Genomic DNA, 21,181 nt, shown 5'->3' on the forward strand with positions numbered 1-21,181 from the left:
TAAATCATGGCTTGCTGTGGGATTCGATCGAGCGCGAGGTGCTGTGTCAGCACCTCGCGCTGCCCTTGCAGCCACTGAGAGAGCGCCAGGATGTTTTCCGGCCCAGACAGCAGGCCGACCAGAATGACCGTCCAGAGCGTCTCCCAGGGGTATGTGATGCGCTTCTGGTCGCGCCAGTCCGGGATTTGGGTTAAAAAGGGCAGTGGGCTGATGGGTGGTTGCACAACTCCCTATCAGCCCTTTTTCTTGGCCTCAGTCAAGATAAAAGCCTGGCTTTTGACCTCTATGGTCGTCGCGCCCGAATCCCGCAGGGCGTGCAGGCGCGGGCGGGCCAGCGCCGCCAGCTCCTCTTCACTCGCCGCCGCCGTCGCCCGCATGGTGGAGCGAATGCCGCCCCCCCGCGCCAGAATCTCCTCGTAGGAGACGCCCTCCACCCGCGCCTCAAAATCGGCGAGGCGGTCCCCGGCCCAGACCGCATGGGTGTGGGGGTCTATCAGCCCCGGCACAACCGCCACCCCGCCGAGGTCGCGCTTGTGGTCCGCTCTGGGAGCCTCGGACCGGCGGCCTGTCCAGCGAATCCGCCCGTCACAGACCAGGAGGGCGGCGTCTGTCAGCACGCTCAGCTCGCGCATCGCCCGCCCCCGTTGCGGGCCGGGGCGGGGGGTGACGAGCTGGGAAATCCCGGTGTAGAGGGTAGCGGTCATGGGAAGACCTCCGCGAGCGTCTCCAGGATGAGCCGTGCCCCCAGCAGCTCGCTGCGCCCGGTCGGGTCGAGGTTGGGGGCGAGTTCCACCAGGTCGAGACCGACGACCGTGTTGCGGCGGGCCGCCCCCGCAAGCACCCGCAGCGCCTCGCCGTAGGTCAGCCCATCCGGTTCCGGGCTGCTCGTGCCCGGCAGCGTGGCGGGGTCGAGGGCGTCCACGTCCACGCTGAGGTAGACGTGTTGCCCCTGCGGCAGGCGCGAGAGCACCCCGGCGAGGTCCGTCTGCACAGCCTCCGCCGAAATCAGGGTGTGGCCCCGCGCCCGCGCCGCCGCCACTGCCTCAGGGTCAAAGCGCAGCCCGCGCAGGCCCACAGTGGTGATGTGGACGAGGTTTGGCAGGGCTTCGGCGGCCCGGCGAAAGGGGCTAGAGTTGCTCCATTTCGTGTCGTTGCGGATATCGGTGAAATCAAGGTGCGCGTCGAGCTGTACAACGTGGAGGTCCGGCACGTCCGCGTAGGCCCGCAGCAGCGGATAACTGACCGAGTGGTCACCGCCCAGAAAGACGGGGACGCGGCAACGCTCCCTCAGGAGCCGCGCCGCCCCGGTGATGCGGTCGTGGGCCAGGGCGGGTTCGAGCGTGGGCAGCACCACGTCCCCCGCATCAGTAAAGGAGACGCCCGCGAGCCGGGTCACGCCGTCCAGCCCGGTCAAGGGGGGCAAGGAGCGCAGGCTCGCTTCCCGCAGGGCGCGGGGCGCAAATCGGGCACCGGGCCGAAAGCCCAGCGCGAGGTCAAAGGGCACGCCGAGCACCCCCACATCCGAGCGCCACTGGCCGTCCGGAGGAAGGTGCTCGGCGCGAACAAAGGTGGGGATGCCGCCGTAGGGGAGGTGAGCAGGCTGGGTCATGGGCTGGAAAAGGGGAAGGGTGCGGCTTGGGCTTGAGCCGCATGCTGGGGGGCCTTCGCGGCGGCGTGGTCGAGCGGAGGAAGCGTCATTCGCGGTCCCTGATGCCCAGGCTGGGCAGGTCCAGGCCCCGGTCCCGCGCCACCTCCAGCGCCCGCTCGTAGCCCGCGTCGGCGTGGCGAATGACGCCCAGGGCGGGGTCGTTGGTGAGCGCCCGGCTCAGCTTCTGGGCCGCGGCCTCGCTGCCGTCGGCCACGATGACCAGGCCTGCATGCTGCGAAAAGCCCATGCCCACGCCACCGCCGTGGTGAAAACTCATCCACGACGCCCCGGACGCGATGCCCACCCCGAAGTTCAGGAGCGGCCAGTCGGACACGGCGTCCGAGCCGTCCCGCATCGCTTCGGTCTCGCGGTACGGACTCGCCACGCTGCCCGCGTCGAGGTGGTCGCGCCCGATGACGAGGGGGGCCTTCAGCCGTCCGTCCGCCACCATCTCGTTAAAGAGCCGGGCGGCGCGGTCGCGCTCGCGGTAGCCCAACCAGCAGATGCGAGCGGGGAGGCCCTGAAAGGCAATCTGGTCAGCGGCATAGGTCAGCCACGCTTGCAAGCGCTCGTCACCAGGAAAAAGGTCCAGGAGCGCCCGGTCAGTTGCGCGGATGTCCTCCGGGTCGCCGGAGAGGGCGACCCAACGAAACGGGCCGCGTCCCTCGCAAAAGGAATCGCGGATGAAGGCGGGCACGAAGCCGGGGTAGGAGAACGCCTCGGTGACGCCCGCTTCCCACGCCCGCTGGCGCAGGTTGTTGCCGTAGTCAAAGGCGACGGCCCCCCGGCGCTGGAGTTCCAGGATGGCCCGGACGTGGGCGGCCATCGCCTCAGCAGTGCGGCGGCGATACTCGGCGGGATCGTCTTGCCGCAGCCGGGAGGCATCCTCGTCGGGCGCGACGGGCGGCAGGTAGCCCCACAGGGGGTCGTGGGCACTCGTCTGGTCGGTGACGAGGTCGGGGGTGTAGCCGATGTCGACCAGCCGGGGCAGGACCTCGGCGGCGTTGCCGAGCAGCCCGACCGAACGGGCCTCGCCCGCCGCCCGGTAGCGCTCGGCCCGCGCCAGGGCATCTTCGAGCGAGTCGGCCACCTCGTCGAGGTAGCGGGTGTCCAGCCGCTTCTGGATGCGGGTGGGGTCGACCTCGACGGTGATGCTGACGCCCCCGGCGAGTTTGACCGCGAGGGGCTGCGCGCCCCCCATCCCGCCCAGGCCCGCCGTCACGGTGACGGTCCCCTTCAGGGTGCCACCGAAGTGCTTGCGGGCCGCCGCCGCAAAGGTCTCGTAGGTGCCCTGGAGGATGCCCTGGGTGCCGATGTAAATCCAGCTTCCGGCGGTCATCTGGCCGTACATCATCAGCCCCGCCCGGTCGAGGCGGTCAAACTCTTCCCAGGTCGCCCAGTGGGGCACGAGGTTGGAGTTGGCGAGCAGCACGCGGGGTGCCCACTCGTGCGTCTTGAGGACCGCGACGGGCTTGCCCGACTGGACCAGCAGCGTCTCGTCATCCTCCAGACGGTCGAGCGTCTTCACGATGGCGTCAAAGGCAGGCCAGTCGCGGGCCGCCTTGCCCCGCCCCCCATACACGATGAGGTCTGCGGGGTGCTCGGCGACCTCCGGGTCGAGGTTGTTCATCAGCATCCGCTTGGCGGCCTCCTGCACCCAGCCTTTTGCGGTGCGCTGCGGGCCACGGGGAGCGCGGATGACGGGGGCGGCAGGGCGGTCGGTCTGGGTCATGGGGCACCTCTGAAAGGGGCTGGGAAACGTGACCGCATCTTGCCCCCGTCCCGCGCCTCCCTCCGGCCTATTTTCCGGTTTTGCCGGAAAGAGGCCTATGCTGAGGGGCATGGGCCACCCGCAGCGCACCGTCCTGAGCGCCGTGCGCCTGCTGGAGCTGTTTGACGCCGACCACACCGAGTGGCACCTCTCGGCCCTCGCCCGGAGGCTGGGGCGGCCCACCTCCACCCTGCATGAGCAACTGGAGACGCTGGCCGCGGCGGGCCTGCTCACGCGGGCGGGGCGGGGGCGCTACCGCCTGGGCTGGCGGCTGCTGAAGCTGAGCAGCGCCCTGTACCTCTCGCTGCCGTGGTACGCCCCGGCCCATGCGGCGATGGAGCGGGTGGCGCGGCGCACGCACCTGCTTGCCTTTCTGTGCGTGCTGGAGGGCGAGCGGCTGCTGTGCGTGGCCCGCAGCGTGCAGGGCCGGGACGGGCCACCGGTCGCCGGAGAACTCGACTTCGAGCTGCCCGCCCACGCCACCGCGAGCGGCAAGCTGCTGCTGGCGCTGGCGGGGCGGCCCCTCCCCGACCCGGCCCCGGCCTACACCGAGCAGACCCTGACCCAGCCCGGCGCGTGGGAGGCCGAGGCCGCCGCCATTCGCCAGGCTGGGCACGCGGCCACTGCGGACGAGTGGGCGGCGGGCACCGGGGGCCTGGCCGTGCCCCTGCGGGGGGCGGGCGGGGAGGTGCTTGCCGCACTGGGCGTGAGCCTTCCCACCCCCCGGCTGCGCGAGCGCGAGACGCTGCTGCGGACCCTGCACGGGGCGGCGGCGGAGGTGAGCTGGGAGCTGGGCTACCGTCCGGAACCGGCGCGGCCAGGGCGGGCGGCCCCTGGGAGGCAAACCCCATGAAACGCTTTTTCCGAAACAACGGCTTGTCGGTCGTGACCCTGGGCCTCTTCGTGCTGCTGTGGGGGGCGCAGGCGCTGACCGGGTGGCAGGCGTACAACGAGGAGGCACAGGAGCATGGCCGCGCCGTCCTGGGGCTGGGGGCCTACCTGGAAAGCGGACATTTCTGGGAGGCGACGGGCGAGAACTGGGAGAGCGAGTTCCTGCAGATGGCCGCCTTCGTGCTGCTGACAGCGCGGCTCTACCAGCGCGGCTCGGCGGAATCCAAGCCCCTGCCTGAAGACGAGCAGGCCCCAGAGCCGCCCCCCAGCGGCCCACCCCCCGGCCCGGTGCGGCGCGGCGGGTGGGCGGCGCAGCTTTACAGCCACTCGCTTTCGCTGACGCTGCTGCTGCTCTTTGCCGCGTCCTTTGTGCTGCATCTGCTGGGGGGCACGGCAGAGCACAACCGCGAGGCCGCCGCGCACGGACAGCCCGCCGTTTCCACGCTCGCTTTCCTGGGCAGCGCGGAGTTCTGGCACCAGTCCTTTCAGAACTGGCAAAGCGAGTTTCTGGCGGTGGGGGCGATGGCCGTGCTCACCATCTTTTTGCGCGAACGCGGCTCGGCAGAGTCCAAGCCGGTCGAGGCCCCCCACCACCACACCGGGCGCTGAGGCGCGTGGGGTCAGGCTGACGCCCGTCTGACGGCTCCGTTCACCCCAGGGTCATCCGGCAGCTTCTCACCGGGCGCACACTGGGGCCATGCAGAAGCTCATGCTGGCCGTCTTGACGGGGACCCTGCTGGTGGGCTGTGGTCCTTCCGGCACCCCGTCCCCGCCCGCCCCCGGCACGTTCACCGTGAGCGGGCAGGTCCTGTTGCCGGGAGCGGGCGCGGCGGCGCTGACGGGTGCCGAGGAGCAAGCCCTCTGGGCGCTGCCGCATGTCCCCGGTGAGGTGCTCGTGCGGGGGGCGACGCGGGAGGGCGGCCTGGGAGCGCAGGCCCTCTCTGCGCTGGTGGGGGTGCAGCTCCAGGCGGTGCCGGGCACTGACCTGCAACGGGCCATGACCCCGGCGAGCGAGGACGACGCGGCGTTTGCGGCGCGGCTCGCGGCGGCGGGGTTGGCCGTACAGCCCAACCTGATTTACCGCCCGCTCGCGGTGCCCAACGACCCCGGCTTTCCGGGAAACGGGGGGGTCGCGGTGCCGGACCGCCCCCATTCCTACGACCAGGATTACCTCACCCGCATCCGGGCGCTGGAGGGCTGGAACCGCTTGGAGGCGCTCGGCAAGCCCAAGTCGGGTGTGCTGACGGCGGTGCTCGATACCGGGGTGGACCGCACGCATCCCGAACTCGCCGGGCGGCTGCGCCAGGGCCGCGACTTTTGCTCGCGGCTGGTGGGGGACACCTGCCAGGGCGAGGACGGCGACCCCGCCGAGGTCAAGTCGGGTGACGTAGGGCACGGCACGAGTTCGGCGGGCCTCATCGCCGCGAACACCAACAATGGTCAGGGCATCGCCGCGCTGACCTGGGGAGGAACCGTGCTCCCGGTGAAAGTGTTCGGCGACGATGGCCGCACCATCGGCGCGACAACGGCCAGCCTGACCGCAGGCCTGAACTACGCGGTCGCGCAGGGGGCGCGGGTCATCAACCTCAGCCTGGGCTTTGCGGGGCAAGGGGGGAAGCCCGCCCAGGCTGACCCCGCCATCGCGCAGGCCCTGGCGAACGCGGCGGCCCGCGACGTGGTGGTCGTTGCGGCGGCAGGCAACACGGCCACCGACGGCCTGTACTACCCGGCGAGCGACCCCAACGTCCTCGCGGTGGGGGCGGTCGGACGGGGCGACGGCCTCGCCTGCTACAGCGCCCGCCCGCTGGACGGGCAAAAGGCGCTCGACCTGGTGGCACCGGGGGGCAACGCGGGCACGGGGCGGGGGTACTGCTACGTCACCAGCGACGACGACATCCTCACCCTGACGACCGTTGCGCAGGGGGGCTACACCCTGCGGGCGGGAACCAGCGAGGCGGCCCCGCAGGTCAGCGGCGCGGCCTCGCTGCTGCGCGGGGCGTTTCCCAGCCTCTCGGCGGCGCAGGTCCGGCAAGCGCTGAAGGCGGGGGCGCGAACGGTGGGCAGCCTGCCCCTGCTGGACGTGGCGGGGGCGGTCGCCCAGGCCGAGCGCCTGGCGGCGACGCCACCCGCCAACCGGAGCTACACCCTCGTCGTGGAGGCGCGGCGGGGGGACAACGTGGCGACGAGCAAGACCTTCACGGGCACCCTGGCGGCGGGACAGCGGGCCATCCCCTACGCCCTAAGCGGCCTCGCGGCGGGAACGTACACCCTGACGGCCCGCGTCACCCTCACTCAGCCGGCGGAAACGGCCAGCGGCTCGCGTTCTGTGACCGTCAGCGGCGACCTCAGCGGGGTGGAAATTCAAACCCAGCGCTGAGGGGAAGGCGGCAAGGGGAGGGGCAGCGCCAGCTCCCCCCCGGCCCGCTGGGCTGACCTCCCCATCACCCAAGGGGTCTTTCCCGGCCCCTATCATGAACCTGTTATGAAACGCTGGTTCCTGACCGCTGCGCTGCTCGGCTCCTTTGCCTCCGCCGCGCCCCTCACCGTGACCCTGCTGCACGTCAACGACCTGCATGCCCGTTTGGAACCCGCCACCGTGGGGCAAAACACCTATGGGGGCTACGCCCGGCACGCCACTTTGATTCGTGACCTGCGGGCGCGGGAAGAAAACCCGGTGCTGCTCTCCGCCGGGGATACCTTCCAGGGCACCCTCTTTTACAACGTCTATCAGGGCATGGCGGACGTGCTGTTCATGAACCTGCTGGGCTACCAGGCGATGGCCGTGGGCAACCACGAGTTCGACAACGGTCCAGAAGCGCTCGCCCGCTTCGCGGAGAAGGCGAAGTTCCCGCTGCTGGCGGCCAACCTCGATGTGTCGCGGGAGCCGCTGCTGCGGGGCCTTGTGAAGCCTTCTACCGTCATCACCGTGGGCGGCGAGCGCCTGGGGGTGGTGGGGGCGGTCACGCCGGACCTGCCCCTGATCAGCTCGCCCGGCGAGCGGGTCCGGCTGCTCGACCTGCTGCCCAGCTTGAACGCGGCGGTGCGCGACTTGCAGGCGCAAGGCATCAACAAAATCGTGCTGCTCTCGCACCTGGGCTTTCCGCTCGACCAGCAGGTCGCCCGCAGCGTGCCGGGCCTCGACGTGGTGATTTCGTCTCATACCCACACCCTGCTGGGCCGCTTCGACAACAAGGACTTTCCCGCCCCGGAGGGCGAATACCCGGTCGTCCTCCAGAACCCGGACGGCAACCGCACCCTGCTGGTTTCGGCTTGGGAGTGGGGCAAGGTGCTGGGTCGCCTGAAGGTCACCTTTAACGACGCCGGAGCCGTCGAAAGCTTCGAGGGCCGCGCCATTCCGGTGAGCGCCGACATCCCCGACGACCCCACCGCCCGGCGTATGATTGACACCCTCAGCGTGCCCATCGCCAACCTGCGCCGTCAGGTCATCGGCACGACCGCCCGCGGCCTGAACGGTGCCCGCGAGATTGTCCGCAAGCGCGAGAGCACCATGGCGAACGTGCTCGCCGATGCCGCGCTTGCCGCTGGGCAACGGGCCGGAGCGGTGATGGCCTTGGTGAACGGCGGCGGCGTTCGTTCCTCCATCGATGCGGGGCCGGTCACCTTCGAGGAAGCCATCACGGTGCAGCCCTTTGGCAACACGCTCACCCTCCTCGACCTCACGGGGGCCGAAATCAAGCGGGCGCTGGAGCACGGGGTGGCGACCTGGAGCGAGAGCAAAGGCCAGTTCCTGCACGTCTCCAAGGGCATGAGCTACACCTTTGACCTCTCCAAGCCCGCCGGAAACCGCGTCACCTCGGTCACCCTGAATGGCCAGCCCCTCAGCGATACGCAGACCTACACCGTCGCGATGAACACCTTTATCGCGCAGGGCGGGGACGGCTTCGACGTCTTCAAAAACGCGAAGGGCCGCCGCCTGGACACGGGCCTGCTCGACGTTGACATCCTGGTGAACTACTTCGCGGCCAACCCCACCCTGGATGCGCAGCCCGAAGGCCGCATCGTGCTGCTCAACGAGCCGCGCTAGGAGCGACCGGGAGACGACCGGTCTCCTTTCAGCGCCAGGAAGAGAGGTCGCCCGGCAGGTGGGCCGTCTCGTTAAAGGCATCGAGGCTGGCCCGCCCTCCGCCGTAGGTCAGGCGGGTGAGGCTGCCGTTGCGGACGCGCCAGTTCAGGGCGAGGGCAGCCTCGTCGGGGGCACGAAGCACAGCGGCCACCGTCACCCCGATGACCCCACCGGAGGTGAAGGCGAGCACGGTGCGGCCCGAAGGCCCGGCGAGCAGTTCGCGCAAGAAGGCGTGGACGCGGGCGCGGAAGTCCGGCCACGGCTCCACGTCCGGGTGCGCGACCTCACCGCGCAGATAGGCAGCGGCGAGGGGTTCGAGCATCCGCTGAAGGTAGCGGTTGCGCTCTGGGCCGTGTCGCCCCCGCTCCCAGGCCCGCAGCAGGGCGTCAAACCCTGGCTCACGGGCCGCCAGCAGGGGCGCGAGGGTGCGCATCAATCCGTCGCCGTCGTACTCGGCCAGCCGGGGGTCGGTGGTGGGGTCGGGCCAGCCCCCGCCCGCCGCTTCCGAGGCGAGGCGGGCGCTCTCGCGCTGGCGGCGCAGGGGGCCGCACAGCACGTCGGTGGGGTCCAGGTCAGACTCGGCCAGATATTCCCCCACCGCGCGGGCCTGCGCCTCGCCCAGCGGGGAGAGGCGGTCGGTGTCGGCCTCGAAGGGGGTGGCCTGACCGTGGCGCACCAGGAGGAGCTGGCTCACGCGCCCGCCGCCTCTATGCGCCGCTGCGCCTCCCCGATCAGCCACGCAGCCTGCTGCCCCAGCGGGGCGAAACGGGGGTCTTTCGTCTGCCCCGCGCGGTACCGGGCGTAGATCTGTCCCACGATCACGGCGAGCTTGAAGTGCCCCAGCACCTCGTACCAGCCTATGCCCGACACGTCGCGCCCGCTGCGGGAGGCGTAGCGCGTCAGGAACGCCTCGCGGCTCAGGAAGCCCGGTGCCGCCGCCCCGACGCGGTTCTCGGCCCCGCCGGGCTGCTGGGGCATCGTCCAGTAGGTCAGGGTGAGGCCCAGGTCGGCCAGCGGGTCGCCCACGGTCGTCATCTCCCAGTCGAGCAGGGCGACCACCCGCGCGGGGTCGGCGGGGTCCAGCATCAGGTTGTCGAGCTTGAAGTCGTTGTGAACGAGGGTATGGGCGGACTCAGCGGGCGTGTGGGCGGTGAGCCAGGCAATCACGTCCTCGTCCGGCAGCTCGTCCGGCAGGTCGTCTGTGCGGGCACGCCGCCAGCGTCCGGCCCAGCCCTCCACCTGCCGGGCGTTGAAGCCCTCCGGCTTGCCCAGGTCACGCAGGCCCGCCGCATCGATATCCACCGCGTGCAGGTCGGCCAGTGTGTCCACGAGCGCTTCTGAAAGGCGGCGGGGAGCATCGGGCAGGGCGGCATATTCCGGCGGCAACCGGGTCCGCACGACCACCCCGCGCCGCCGCTCCATCAGGTAGAAGGGGGCACCGAGAACGGCGGGGTCCTCGACGAGCAGCACGGGCTGGGGGGCGACGGGCAAGACGGGATGCACCCGCGAAAGCAACCGGTATTCGCGCGGCATGTCGTGCGCCCCCCGCGCCACCGGGCCGAGGGGAGCGCGGCGCAGCACGTATTCCTGCCCACCCTCAGACGGCTCGCCCAGCCGCAGGAGATACGTGAGGTTAGAGAATCCGCCGGGGAACTGCTCGACGGTGAGGGCGTCCACGTCGCCCGCAATCTTCCCGCGCAGCGCCTCCCGCAGGGCCTCCAGCGGCAGTTCCTCGCCGGGACGGACGGGGGCAGTGTCGGAACGGGTCACGGGCGGCCCTCCCCGCGGGGCGCGTCTCCCCCCGTCTGCTGCGCCTGGTGGCCCGCCAGCAGCGCCATTGCCTTTTCCCTCAGCCGCCTCATCCCGCCAATCCAGCCGTCATAGTCGGCGGCCTTCTTCTGGAAGGACTGGAGGGTGGTGGGGTGGGTGGTGATGAGAAAGCCGTCCCGCCGCAGCACCTCCAGCGTCTTTTCGACGAGTTCATCCGTCGTGATGGCCGTCTGCTGGAGGATGGGCGCGTTCTCGATCATCGGCGTCCAGACGCCCTCCGGGCAGAGGGCCGACACCCCGACCCCCCGGTCGCCGTAGGTGATCGCCAGCCACTCGGCAAAGGCGAGCGCCGCGTGTTTGGTGACCGCGTAGGGGGCCGAGTGCAGTTCAGTGAGCAGGCCCGCCGCCGACGCCGTGTTCAGGAAGTACCCCTCGCCGCGCTCCAGGTAGTGCGGAAGCAGGTGCCGCGCGGCCCAGACGTGGCTCATCACGTTGACCCGGTGGATGAGGTCCCACTGCCCATCGGGCGTCTCCGGCCCCGCACCGATGGCGATGCCCGCATTCGAGCAAAAGAGGTCGATGCGGCCTTCTCGCGCGAGCACGCCTTCAATCAGGGCCTGGAGGTCCTCCTCCTTCGCGACATTGGCGGGCACGAAGCGGGCACCGATTTCGGCGGCTTTCCGCGCCCCCACTTCGGCGTTGAGGTCAGAGGCGACCACGGTCGCCCCCTCCCGCACGAAGCGAGTGGCGAGCGCGAGGCCGATGCCGGAAGCGGCTCCGGTGACGACGATAATCTTGCCTTGAAAGTCCATGGGGTCTCCTTGTTGCCGGACTACGGAAGGGTCACGAGAGGCCGGAGGGCGTCAGCGACGGCTCTGGGGTCGGGATGCTTTCCCTGAGCCGTATCCAGCACCAGCATGAACACGGCGTCGTCAGGCCCGCTCAGTCCGGCTCCGTTGACCATCAGAAAAATCGCAGTGGCCGCATAAGCCGTACGCTTATTGCCGTCGACGAAGGGATGATTGCGGGCCAGGAAGAAGAGATAGGCGGCTCCTTTCTCCAACAGAGATGGGTAGAGCTGCATTCCAAACGCCTCCATCGCGGGTTGCGCCAGGGCCGAGGCGAGCGCTCCAGGGTCCCGCAGGCCGGGTGTCCCGCCGTAACGGGCCAGCGCCCGGTCATGCAGCGCGGTCACCTGCCCCGGCGTGAGATAGACCGTCATGCCTTGCTGAGGCGCTCCAGCAGGTCGCCTTTCTCGGCAAACAGCCGGTCGGCGGCCTCCTCGAAGCTCATGCCCTGCCTGGCGGGGCGGAGAATCAATCCGCCGTCTACCGGCTCTATCTCGACTTCCTCCTGAAAGCCGTAAAGTTCCAGAAGCTCCTTGGGAAGGATGACGGCCCGCGATTTGCCGACGGTGGTGAGGCGCTTTCGCATAACCGATTCTAATCCGGCTAAAGCCTCACTGCCGCCGCAGGTCCACCCCCCGCGCCCGCAGCTCCTCCTTTGCCACCGTCTCGGTGTGCACGATGTCGGGGCCGTCCGCGAGGCGCAGGGTGCGGGCCTGGGCGTACATCATGGCGAGGGGGGTGTCCTGGCTGACCCCGGCCCCGCCGAAGACCTGAATGGCGCGGTCGATGACCCGCAGGGCGACGTTGGGCGCGACCACTTTAATCGCGGCAATCTGGCCCCGCGCGGCTTTGTTGCCCACCGTGTCCATCATGTGCGCGGCCTGGAGGGTCAGCAGCCGGGCCTGGTCGATTTCCATGCGGCTGTGGGCGATGGCTTCGCGCACGTGCTGATGCGCAGCGAGGGGCTTGCCAAAGGCGACGCGCCCCCCGGCCCGCTCCACCATCAGTTCCAGCGCCCGCTCGGCCTGCCCGATGAGGCGCATGCAGTGGTGAATGCGGCCCGGCCCCAGCCGCCCCTGCGCGATTTCGAAGCCCCGGCCCTCGCCCAGCAGGATGTTGGCGGTGGGCACGCGCACGTCCCGGAAGGTCATTTCGGCGTGGCCGTGCGGGGCGTCGTCGTAGCCGAAGACGGTGAGCATCCGCTCGGTCGTCACGCCGGGGGTGTCCATCGGCACGAGAATCATGGACTGCTGGAGGTGACGTTCGGCCCTTGGGTCCGTCTTGCCCATGAAGATGCTCACCGCGCAGCGCGGGTCGCCCGCGCCGGAGGTCCACCACTTGCGGGCGTTGATGACGTACTCGTCCCCGTCACGCTGGATGCTGCCCTGGATGTTGGTCGCGTCGCTGCTCGCGACCTCCGGCTCGGTCATGGAAAAAGCGGAACGAATCTCGCCGTTCAGGAGGGGCAGCAGCCAGCGCTCCTGCTGTTCGGGGGTGCCGTAGCGGGCGAGCACTTCCATATTGCCGGTGTCGGGCGCGTTGCAGTTGAAGACTTCGGGTGCCCACCACACCCGGCCCATCACCTCGCACAGGGGGGCGTATTCCAGGTTGGTCAGGCCCGCCCCGAACCGGCCCTGCGGGTCGCTCGCGGGCGGCAGGAAGAGGTTCCACAGGCCCTGCGCCCGCGCTTTCGACTTGAGGTCCTCGATGAGCTGGACATGCTCCCAGCGGTTCCCCTCGTTGACCTGGCGGTGAAACTCGGCCTCGTTGGGATAGATGTGCTCGTCCATGAAGGCGGTCAGGCGGGCGTGCAGGTCGCGGGTGCGGGGCGAAACGTCGAACAGGGCGGTCATAGGGGGTCCTCCGAGTGCGGGGGGTGCGGGCGGGCGGTGGGCTGGAAGTCGCAGTAGAGGGCCAACGAATCCATGTGCCAGAGCGGCAGCCGCGCCAGGAGCACGCCCTCCCGTTCCAGCAGGTCAGTGGTCACGGGCGCACCTGCGAGAGCGGCACGCGGGCCAGCGTCTCCGCGTGTAGCGAACTCAGGATGAGGTGGTCGCCGTGAGGCAAGACCTGGGTGACGTAGCCGTAACTCTCCGGCCCGCTTCCCTGCGCGAAGGCGACCGGGCGGCCTTCCAGATTCAGCGCGACGAGCATGGACTCTTCGGGCAGCGGGAGCCGGGTCCGCTCGGCAATCCGGGCGATGACCCGCCGCAGCCAGGGCTGACGGGCGGTCGCGTCCAGCAGCGGTGAGCGGCGGCTGGGCAGCGCCACCCAGAACGTGTCCGCGCCGTCCCAGCGCACGTTGTCGGGGTAGCCGGGGAGGGAATCGGCGAAGACCTCCAGCCGCCCGGCCCGCTCTCCGGTCAGCCACAGGCGGTGGACCCGCGCCCCGCCCGTCTCGGTGACGAGCAGGTATTCCTCACCGGGACCCAGCGCGACCCCGTTGGGGAAGTTCAGGCCCCGCGCCAGCACGACCGTCTCGCCCGTCTCCAGGTCGTGCCGCAGCACCCGCCCGTGCCCGCCATGTTCCAGCAGGTCGAGGAGTTCGTGCGGCCACCCGTACTCGCTCGACGCGTCCGTGAAGTAGACGAAGCGCCCCGCCCGGTCCATGTCAAGGTCGTCGGTGAAGCGGAAGGGGACACCGTCGGCTTCGGTGGCAAGGACCTCGACCGCTCCCCCGTCCAGCGAAAGACGCAGCAGCCCGCGCAGCGCGTCCGCGACGAGGAGCGAGCCGTCGGGGTGAAAGCGCAGGCCCAGGGGCCGCCCACCCGTGTTCGCCACGACCTCAGGCCGGGTGCCGTCCGGGTGAAAGCGGACGATGGCCCCACCCCCGAAGCCGCTGTAGAGGCGGCCTTCCCGGTCCAGGGCGACCGATTCGGGGGAGGTTTGACCGGGGACGGGGGCGAAGCGTTCCGCCGCGTTCAGCCGCCCATTGTCCGCATACGGTCCCTCCGTCCGCGAGGGGGCCGGGCCAGGCCCCTCCCAGGCGACCGGGCGCACCCGCGTCGGCGCGAGCAGCAGCCAGCCCACGCCCGCGCCGAGGGCCAGGCCAAGGAGGCGACCCAGCCTCATCCCTCACCCCGCTCGACCCGCGCCCCCATCAGCACGCTGAAGGGCGGGGAGTCCAGCGCGGTCACAGGTACACCCGCATCACGGTTTCGGCGGTGGCGGCGGGCTTCGCGCTGCCCTCCAGCTCGATGGTGTTGGCGACGGTGAGTTGGGCATAGCCGGGGCCGTCCTCCACGCTGAGCAACGTGGCGCGGTTTCGCAAACGGCTGCCGACGGGCACGGGCGCGATGAAGCGCACCCGGTTGAGGCCGTAGTTCACGACCATCCGCACGCCCTGTAGCCGGGGAAAGCCGCCCCCGGTCATGAAGTGCCCAGCGAGGAGCGAGAGCGTCAGGAAGCCGTGGGCGACCGGGCCGCCAAAGGGTGTCTGCGCGGCCCGCACGGGGTCCACGTGGATGAACTGGTGGTCGCCGGTCGCGTCGGCGAACTGCCCCACCATCTGCGGCGTGACGGTCACCCACTCGGAGAGGGCGAGTTCCCCGCCGAGGCGGGCGCGGAGGTCGTCGAGGTGCATGGGGACTCCTTGCGGAAGGCGGCCCTCAAATCGCCGTGATGCCGCCGTCGACCGCGACATTTTGCCCGGTCATATAGGCGCTGGCGTCCGAGGCGAGCAGCAGGGCGAGGCCCTTGAGGTCTTCCGGCCCTCCCAGACGGCCCAGGGGGGTGTAGCTCAGGATGGTCTCCTCGCCGTAATCGAGGGTGCCCTTGGTCATCTTGGTGGGGAAGTAGCCGGGGCAAATCGAGTTGACGGTAATGCCGTACTTCGCCCACTCAGCGGCCAGGGCGCGGGTGAAGTTCACGACCGCCCCCTTGGAAGTGTTGTAGGCGAGCGTGCCCATCATCCGGGGGCTGTTGCCGCGCAAGCCCGCCACCGAGGCGACGTTGATGATGCGCCCCGCCCGCGCCGGAATCATGCAGCGCTGGCCGACCGCCTGCGTGAGCAGAAAGAGGCCATTCACATTGAGGTTCATCACCTTCTGCCACGCCTCGAAGGGGTGGTCCTCGGCGGGAGCGCCCCAGGTGGCCCCGGCGTTGTTCACCAGGATGTGGACCGGGCCGACCTCCGTGTGAATGCGCTCGACGAGCGGCCCGATGGTCTCGAACTGCGAGAGGTCATTCTGATAAACGTGCGCGGTGATGCCCAGGCCCGTGAGGTGGGCTTTGGCCTCGTCCAGCTCGTGCCCCTTGCGGGCGGTCAGGACGACGGTCGCGCCGTACTCGCCCAGGCCTTCTGCGATTTGCAGGCCGAGGCCACGCGAGCCTCCGGTAATCAGGGCGACTTTGCCGGTGAGGTTGAGCAGGTCTTTCAGTGCCATCGGGGGGCCTCCGGTTGTGACGTTGCTCCCACGATAGGCAAAGTGTACGTGCACGTCAATGATGAACGCGAGGGGACATTCGCGGGGGCCGGGGCTGCTTTGCCAGGAGAGAGCCAGGAGAAAAAAGGCAAGCCGCCTTTATGCAAGGGGGAAGGGCGGGGGCGCGGGGGGGCGGCACACTGGGGCATGTCGCGGCGACTCCTCCCTTCCGTCCTGGCCGCCCTGACCCTGGGGGGCGCGGCCTCGGCCCAGGTCACCCTGACCAACATCCGGCACGAACTCCAGGGCCGGGACAACTGCGGCCCGGTCACGGCGATGACGATAGCGGGCTACTACGGCACCCGCCTGACCCAGGCGCAGGCGGCAGCGGCCCTCAAGGATTCGCCCAGTGACCCGCAGGTCACCAGCGTGGAGCTGGCGAACTACCTGGGGCGCTTCGGGCTGCGCAGCGTCATCCGCTACGCAGGCACCCCGGAACTGCTGCGGGACCTGCTGCGGCGGGGCTTTCCGGTCGTCGTGCAGCAGCGGCTGCGGCCCGGCAGCAACGTGGCGCATTTCCGCACGGTGTATGGGTACGAGGGCGGACGCTTCCTGACCTCCGACCCCCTGCGCGGGGCGCGGCTGTGGCTGACCGAGGCCGAGCTGAAGGACCTGTGGCACTACTACAACGGTGAGTACCTGGTGACCTACCCGCCCGCGAAGGAAGGCGAGGTCCGCGCCGCCCTGGGCGAGAGCTTCAGCGCCGCCGGAAACTGGCGGCTGATGCAGCGGGTCGAGACGGCGAACGTGCGGGCACGCCCGAACGACCCCTACCACTGGTGGGGCCTGGGCAAGGCGAACCTGCGCCTGGGCTTTGTCAAGGCCGCCGCCGACAACTTCGCACGGGCGGCGCGGCTGGGGGTCCCCACCCTCTACTACCTCTACCGCCAGGAAGCCTTTGAGGCCTGGAGCCAGTCGGGCGACCATGACCTGACGCTGAAATACGCGGGACAGGCCCTGAAGATTGACCCCCGCAGCAAGGAGCTGCTGCTGTTTCGCAACCGGGCGCGGGCGGCGCTGGGGGGGTAGGGCCAGGACAGGAAGGACCGGGGCCTGCCGCAACCCTCAAGGCCCCGTCCAGCCCCCGCTCTGGACTATGCTGGGGCATGACCCCTCTCTTTCCCCGGTCCCGGCGGCGTCCCGGCCTGCTGCTGCTCACGCTGCTGCTGGGCGGAGCCGGGGCCGAGCGCACGGTCGCGCCCACCCCGCTGTATGCCGCGCCCGACCTGCGGGGGGCACCCGTGGGGACCCTGCCCGCCGGAACGCCGCTCGCCGCCCCACTGGGCTGGCAGCCGGGGGGGGCGGGGCAAAAGCCCATCCTGACCCTGCTGTGGGGGGACCAGGTGCGCTACGCCCGGTCGGGCACGGTGGCGGGCACGCCGACGGGCGTGAACCTGGGTGGGCGGCTGGCCTATTACGGGTACGTCGAGCCGCAGCCCGCGAGCGGCCCGGTGACGGTGATGCTGGGGCGCGAGGGGCAGGCGGCGGCGGGCCGGGTCACCGAGTGGCAGGTGCGGGTGCTCCCGCTGGATGCGGCCCGGCTGGACGGAGGGGGGCTGAACGCGGCCCCCCCGCTGCGGGTGACGGGTCCGGCGGTGCGGACCGTGGAGGTCAAGGCGAGCGGCGAGCGCACCGAGGTGGGGCTGGGCCGCCTCGCGCCGGGGCTGTACCTGGTGGCGGCGGCGCGGGCGGACGCGCCCGCCAAGGCGCTGGCGACCGCCGTGATGCAGGTCACCGACCTCGCCCTGACCACCCTCGCCGTGCCGGGCGGGGTGGAAGTCTGGGCGACCCGGCTGGACACGGGGCAACCCTTGCCCGGCGTGCGCCTGAGCGCGGTGGCCCTGCGCCCCCCCACCGAGGAGGAGCAGAGAGAGGGCACGTGGCGCTTCCGGCCCTCGCGGGTGCTGGCCCCGGTCACGACCGACGGGCGGGGCTTTGCCCGCTTCGGGCTGCGCGACGGCGAGCGCCTCGCCCTGCGTGGGCGGGTCACCCTGGGCGGGGCCACCCACCGGGCCACCCTGGGCACGGACGACTACGGCCTGGGCGGGGGGTCGCCCGAACGAGCGCGGGCCTACCTCCAAACCGACAAGCCCGTCTACCGCCCCGGCGAGACCTTGCAGGGGCTGGCGGTCGTGCGCTCGCTGGGGGCGGGCACCCGGACCCCCTGGCGCGGGGCGCTCACCGTGCGGCTGGTGTCGGGCCAGAGCGACGTGCTCGCGCAAGCCCGCGTGACGGCGGACGCCTCCGGCCTGACCCGCTTCTCCTTCCCGCTGCCGGAGGGCGTGCGGACGGGCGAGTACCGGATTGAGGCCGAGTTGCCCGCCACGCCCAGCCCGGCCAACCCGAACCCGCTGCCCGACGTGAGTGCGCTGCCCGTGCGGGTGCAGGCGTTTGTCAAACCGCAGTTCACCCTGGACGTGACGGCCCCCCGTGAGGTCGTGACCGGGGCGGGGGTGCCCGTCACGGCCCGCGCCGAGCGCTTCGAGGGGGGCGGGGCGAACGTGGCCGCCGAGGTGTATGTGCCCGGCAGCTCGGACCGCGCCGAGCTTTATCCGGATGCGGCAGAGGGCGTCCGCGCCCGCCCTGACTTCGAGGCCCTGTCGCCGGACGCCTGGGGCGGCGTCAGCTCCCTGACCGTGCCCCAGAACCGCGCCCCCACCGCCCGTCTCCAGACCCAGCAGGGGAGCGGCACCGTGAATCTGCCCCTCACGGCTCCGAATGGCCGCCCCCGCGAGCACGTGGTCCTCGTCCGCGCCCGCGACGAGTACGGGCGCGACGTGCTCGCGAGCGTGCCCGTCACGGTCCACCCGGCGGGGGTGCGGCTGGAACTGCGGCGCTGGCCCACGCTGACGGGGGGCCGGGCGAGCGCGGCCCTGCAGGTGCGGGCGGTCGGGCCGGGGACCCCGCTCGCGGGCCGGACGGTCACGGCCACGGTGGTCAGGACCTGGCAGGAACGGGTCGCCCAGGGCGGGCGCGTCACCCTCCGCGAGCGGCAGGAGACCGTGCAGAAGCAGACCCTGCGCAGTGGGGCGGGCGGCACCCTCACCGTGACCGCCCCCGCCGCGAAACCGGGGGGATACACCCTGCGGCTGGAGGCGAAGGACGCCGCCGGACGGGTCACCCGCTCGGTCGTTAGCCTGGGCTGGGTGCCGGAGCCGTCCGCCGGGCCGGTCACCCCGCGCGACACACTGAGCGTGGAAACGGACCGGGACACCTACCGGGTGGGGGATACGGCCCGCCTGACCCTGCGGACCACCCTGCCCGCAGGCACCCCGCTGCGCCTGGTCGCCGCCGCCGAGGACCGCCTCACTACCCGCACCGTGCGGGTGACGGGCCGCACCCAGACCCTGACCTGGCCGGTCACGCCTGACCTCTCGCCGGGCTTCCGCGTGCAAGCGGTCGCGGTGGCGGGGGCCGACAGCGTGCAGGCTGGGACCGGGCTGCTGTATGTGCCGCGCCCCGACCGCCAGCTCGCGGTGACGGTGGAGCCTTCGCGCGGGCAGGCCCGCCCCGGCGAGGAGGTCACCCTGAGCGTGGCGACCCGCGCCGGGGGCCAGGCGGCGAGTGCCCTGGTCACTCTGGCAGTGGTCAACGAGGCCGTGTACGCCGTGGCCCCCGACCCCAGCCCCGACCCCTGGCGCTTTCTGTGGGGGGCGACCCATCCCCGATTGGAGGTACGTTCCAGCGCCGGGGCACCCGCCGATGGGGGTGGGGGCGGGGGCGGCAGCCCGGACGGTGTCCCACTGCGGCAGGACCTGCGCGAGGTCGCCTACTTCGGGGCCGTGCAGACCGGGGCGGATGGCCGCGCCGTGGTCAAGGTGAAGCTCCCGGAAGCCCTGGGCCGCTACCGGGTCACCGCCCGCGCTTTTACCCCTTCGGGCGGGGCGGGGGCCAGCCGCGCCTCGGTCACGGCGGCCCTCCCCTTTGCCGTGCGCCTCACCGGGCCGCGCGTGCTGACCCAGGGGGATGTGGGAAGCGCCTATGTGGGTGTGCAGGACCGCAGCGGGGGCAAGACCGCCGAGGTCGCCCTGAGCGCAGGCACCGACGTGACCACCCGGACGCTGACCCTGAACGGCGGGGACGCAGTGACCCGCTTTCCGCTGGCGGCCCCACTGACCGGGGGGAAGCTCGCGCTGGAGGCGCGGGCCAGTGCTCCGGGCGGAAAGGCCGACGCCCTGCGCCTGACCCTGCCGCTGCGCCCCGCCGGACCGCGCACCCGCCTGACCCGTGAGGGCACCCTGGGGGCGGCGGGCACCCGGACGGTGGACTTTGGGGACTTGGGGGGAACGCAAGCGGAGGCCCTCACCCTCACCCTGGCGCAGACCCCTCTGCAAGCGGCGCTGGGGGGCATGGACGCCTACCTCGCGGACCCGCGGGAACGCTGGACCACCACCGACGGGGTGGCGGCGCGGCTGCGGGCCAACCTCGACCTCGTGGGGCTGGCGGGGGCATTGGGCTGGCCGGACGTGCGCGAGCGGGCCTTGGGGCAGGCGCGGCGCGACCTCGCCACCTTGCTCGCGCTGCGGCAGTTCGGCGGCGAGAACGGCCCCGGCTGGGGCTGGACCGCCCAGAGTGGGGTGAGCGCCGAGCAGACCGCCCACGCGCTCGCCGCCCTCGCGGCGGCCAAGGGCGCGGGCCTGACGGACGCGGCCACCCTGCGCGGGGCCATGGAAGCGGCGCGGGACCTCCTCGGAAAAGCGAGTGCCGAGGGCCGCGCCCCCCTCGCCGCCGCCCTCGCCCTCGCGGGGGACGTGGCCCCGGCGCTGGGGCTGGCCCGCTCCGGCGCGGTGCGGGGCGCGGCGGCCCAGGCGAGGCTCGCGGCGGCACTCGCCTCCTCTCCGGCGGCGGGGGCGCGGGCGGCGGCCCTCTCGCTCTACCGGGCGGCGCGGGGGCAGGCCGAGCGCACCCCCGACGGCGGCCTCCTGCTCGCGGACGACGTGACGGCCACCGCGCACCTGCTGGAGGCGGCGCAGGAGCTGGGGCAGACCGCGGACGTACCCCCGCTGCTGGCCGCGGTGCTGGCCGAGCGGACGGGCGGCGCGTGGGAGGGGCCGCTTGCCACCGCCGCCGCGGTGCGGGCGCTGCGGGGGGCGGTGACTGCCGAGACGCGCCGAGCGCCCACCCACGTGACTGTCTCGCAGGGGGGCTTCGCGCGGGAAGTCACCCTCGGCCCGCCCGTGCGGCTGACGCTGCCGCCGGGCGGGGCGACCTCGCCCCTGCGGCTGACGGCGAGCGGCCCCCTCGCCTACCGCGCGGAGCTGGACGCCCGGACGGCGGGGAGCAAGCCCGCCGCCCTCTCCCCCATCGTCGTGGAGCGGCGCTACGACCGCTTGCGGGTGGAGCGCGACGGGCTGGTCACGGTGACGCTGACCCTGCGGACCCCGGTCGCCCTGCGGCACCTGCGCCTCACCGACCCCCTGCCCGGCGGCCTGGAGGCGGTGGACGACCGTCCCTTTGCCTTTCCCGGCGCGGTGGCGACGACGGGGCAGACGTCCTCCGTCTGGGCCGACCGCTCGCTGTACGACGACCGGGCCGTCTTCTTCCTCGAACGTCTCCCGGCGGGCGTGACGACCGTGCGCTACCGGCTGCGGGCGCTCGCCCCCGGCAGCTACACGGCCCCCGCCCCCCGCGTGGAGTCGGCGGCGGGACTCCCCTCCTCCGAGGGACAGGCGGCGCGGGTGGAGGTGGTGGAGGGGCCATGAACGTGCCCGGAACCCCCAGCTCCTTCCTCCCGTACCTGACCCC

19 protein-coding genes and 1 pseudogene are annotated in these 21,181 nt (G+C 71.7%); 6 read left to right on the forward strand and 14 right to left on the reverse strand.

Annotated elements, in window-relative coordinates; translation table 11 throughout:
* From H565_RS15225 to hutU, 4 genes and pseudogenes are all read right to left on the reverse strand, one after another.
* Positions 1-224, reverse strand: a 224-nt coding sequence (locus H565_RS15225; RefSeq protein WP_034409408.1) for a transposase family protein, incomplete at its 3' end; no start/stop codon positions are given.
* 48 nt (positions 225-272) lie between these two features.
* Positions 273-704: pseudogene (locus tag H565_RS0111555) on the reverse strand (imidazolonepropionase); the annotation flags it as partial.
* Positions 701-1,609, reverse strand: coding sequence for an arginase family protein (locus H565_RS0111560; protein ID WP_027461176.1), 909 nt, complete (start codon positions 1,607-1,609; stop codon positions 701-703). The gene H565_RS0111560 and the pseudogene H565_RS0111555, both read right to left, overlap by 4 nt.
* An 85-nt stretch (positions 1,610-1,694) precedes the next feature.
* Positions 1,695-3,380: a urocanate hydratase gene (hutU, locus tag H565_RS0111565; RefSeq protein WP_027461177.1), complete on the reverse strand. Its 1,686-nt coding sequence runs from the start codon at positions 3,378-3,380 to the stop codon at positions 1,695-1,697.
* Between the two features lie 109 nt (positions 3,381-3,489).
* On the opposite strand from hutU, the gene H565_RS0111570 reads away from it, so the two are divergent.
* From H565_RS0111570 to H565_RS0111585, 4 genes are all read left to right on the forward strand, one after another.
* A complete protein-coding gene (locus H565_RS0111570; protein WP_027461178.1) occupies positions 3,490-4,272 on the forward strand; it encodes an IclR family transcriptional regulator in 783 nt (260 codons plus the stop codon).
* Positions 4,269-4,919 (forward strand): DUF6766 family protein, encoded by a 651-nt coding sequence (locus H565_RS0111575; protein WP_027461179.1) that lies wholly within the window; start codon positions 4,269-4,271, stop codon positions 4,917-4,919. The genes H565_RS0111570 and H565_RS0111575 overlap by 4 nt, the downstream gene beginning before the upstream one ends.
* An 88-nt stretch (positions 4,920-5,007) precedes the next feature.
* Positions 5,008-6,687, forward strand: a complete 1,680-nt coding sequence (locus H565_RS15230) for a S8 family peptidase (RefSeq protein WP_084542970.1) — start codon at positions 5,008-5,010, stop codon at positions 6,685-6,687.
* 105 nt (positions 6,688-6,792) lie between these two features.
* Positions 6,793-8,355, forward strand: a complete 1,563-nt coding sequence (locus H565_RS0111585; RefSeq protein ID WP_027461180.1) for a bifunctional metallophosphatase/5'-nucleotidase — start codon at positions 6,793-6,795, stop codon at positions 8,353-8,355.
* Between the two features lie 28 nt (positions 8,356-8,383).
* Here the strand turns inward: H565_RS0111585 and H565_RS0111590 are convergent, their stop codons facing one another.
* From H565_RS0111590 to H565_RS0111635, 10 genes are all read right to left on the reverse strand, one after another.
* Positions 8,384-9,088 carry a histidine phosphatase family protein gene (locus tag H565_RS0111590; RefSeq protein WP_027461181.1) on the reverse strand — a complete coding sequence of 235 codons (705 nt, stop codon included), beginning with the start codon at positions 9,086-9,088 and terminating at the stop codon, positions 8,384-8,386.
* Entirely contained in the window at positions 9,085-10,164 is a 1,080-nt protein-coding gene (locus tag H565_RS0111595) for a phosphotransferase family protein (RefSeq protein WP_027461182.1), read from the reverse strand. Before H565_RS0111595 ends, H565_RS0111590 begins: the two co-directional genes overlap by 4 nt.
* Positions 10,161-10,976: an SDR family NAD(P)-dependent oxidoreductase gene (locus H565_RS0111600; protein WP_027461183.1), complete on the reverse strand. Its 816-nt coding sequence runs from the start codon at positions 10,974-10,976 to the stop codon at positions 10,161-10,163. The genes H565_RS0111595 and H565_RS0111600 overlap by 4 nt, the downstream gene beginning before the upstream one ends.
* Positions 10,977-10,996: 20 nt before the next feature.
* A complete protein-coding gene (locus H565_RS0111605; RefSeq protein WP_027461184.1) occupies positions 10,997-11,386 on the reverse strand; it encodes a type II toxin-antitoxin system death-on-curing family toxin in 390 nt (129 codons plus the stop codon).
* Positions 11,383-11,598, reverse strand: a complete 216-nt coding sequence (locus H565_RS15235; RefSeq protein ID WP_034402117.1) for an AbrB/MazE/SpoVT family DNA-binding domain-containing protein — start codon at positions 11,596-11,598, stop codon at positions 11,383-11,385. Before H565_RS15235 ends, H565_RS0111605 begins: the two co-directional genes overlap by 4 nt.
* Before the next feature lie 25 nt (positions 11,599-11,623).
* Entirely contained in the window at positions 11,624-12,865 is a 1,242-nt protein-coding gene (locus tag H565_RS0111615; RefSeq protein WP_034409411.1) for an acyl-CoA dehydrogenase family protein, read from the reverse strand.
* Complete coding sequence (locus H565_RS16480) at positions 12,862-12,999, reverse strand: hypothetical protein (RefSeq protein WP_157469035.1); 138 nt, start codon at positions 12,997-12,999, stop codon at positions 12,862-12,864. Before H565_RS16480 ends, H565_RS0111615 begins: the two co-directional genes overlap by 4 nt.
* On the reverse strand, positions 12,996-14,084 hold the full coding sequence (locus H565_RS0111625; protein WP_027461186.1) for an SMP-30/gluconolactonase/LRE family protein: 1,089 nt from the start codon (positions 14,082-14,084) through the stop codon (positions 12,996-12,998). Before H565_RS0111625 ends, H565_RS16480 begins: the two co-directional genes overlap by 4 nt.
* A 61-nt stretch (positions 14,085-14,145) precedes the next feature.
* Positions 14,146-14,595 carry a MaoC family dehydratase gene (locus tag H565_RS0111630; protein WP_027461187.1) on the reverse strand — a complete coding sequence of 150 codons (450 nt, stop codon included), beginning with the start codon at positions 14,593-14,595 and terminating at the stop codon, positions 14,146-14,148.
* Between the two features lie 25 nt (positions 14,596-14,620).
* Complete coding sequence (locus tag H565_RS0111635) at positions 14,621-15,397, reverse strand: SDR family oxidoreductase (RefSeq protein WP_027461188.1); 777 nt, start codon at positions 15,395-15,397, stop codon at positions 14,621-14,623.
* A gap of 186 nt (positions 15,398-15,583) precedes the next feature.
* On the opposite strand from H565_RS0111635, the gene H565_RS0111640 reads away from it, so the two are divergent.
* On the forward strand, positions 15,584-16,465 hold the full coding sequence (locus H565_RS0111640) for a C39 family peptidase (RefSeq protein ID WP_027461189.1): 882 nt from the start codon (positions 15,584-15,586) through the stop codon (positions 16,463-16,465).
* Between the two features lie 77 nt (positions 16,466-16,542).
* Positions 16,543-21,138: an alpha-2-macroglobulin family protein gene (locus H565_RS0111645; RefSeq protein ID WP_027461190.1), complete on the forward strand. Its 4,596-nt coding sequence runs from the start codon at positions 16,543-16,545 to the stop codon at positions 21,136-21,138.
* Positions 21,139-21,181 lie beyond the last annotated feature (43 nt).

This window comes from Deinococcus murrayi DSM 11303 (assembly GCF_000482805.1).
Classification (GTDB): Bacteria; Deinococcota; Deinococci; order Deinococcales; family Deinococcaceae; genus Deinococcus; species Deinococcus murrayi.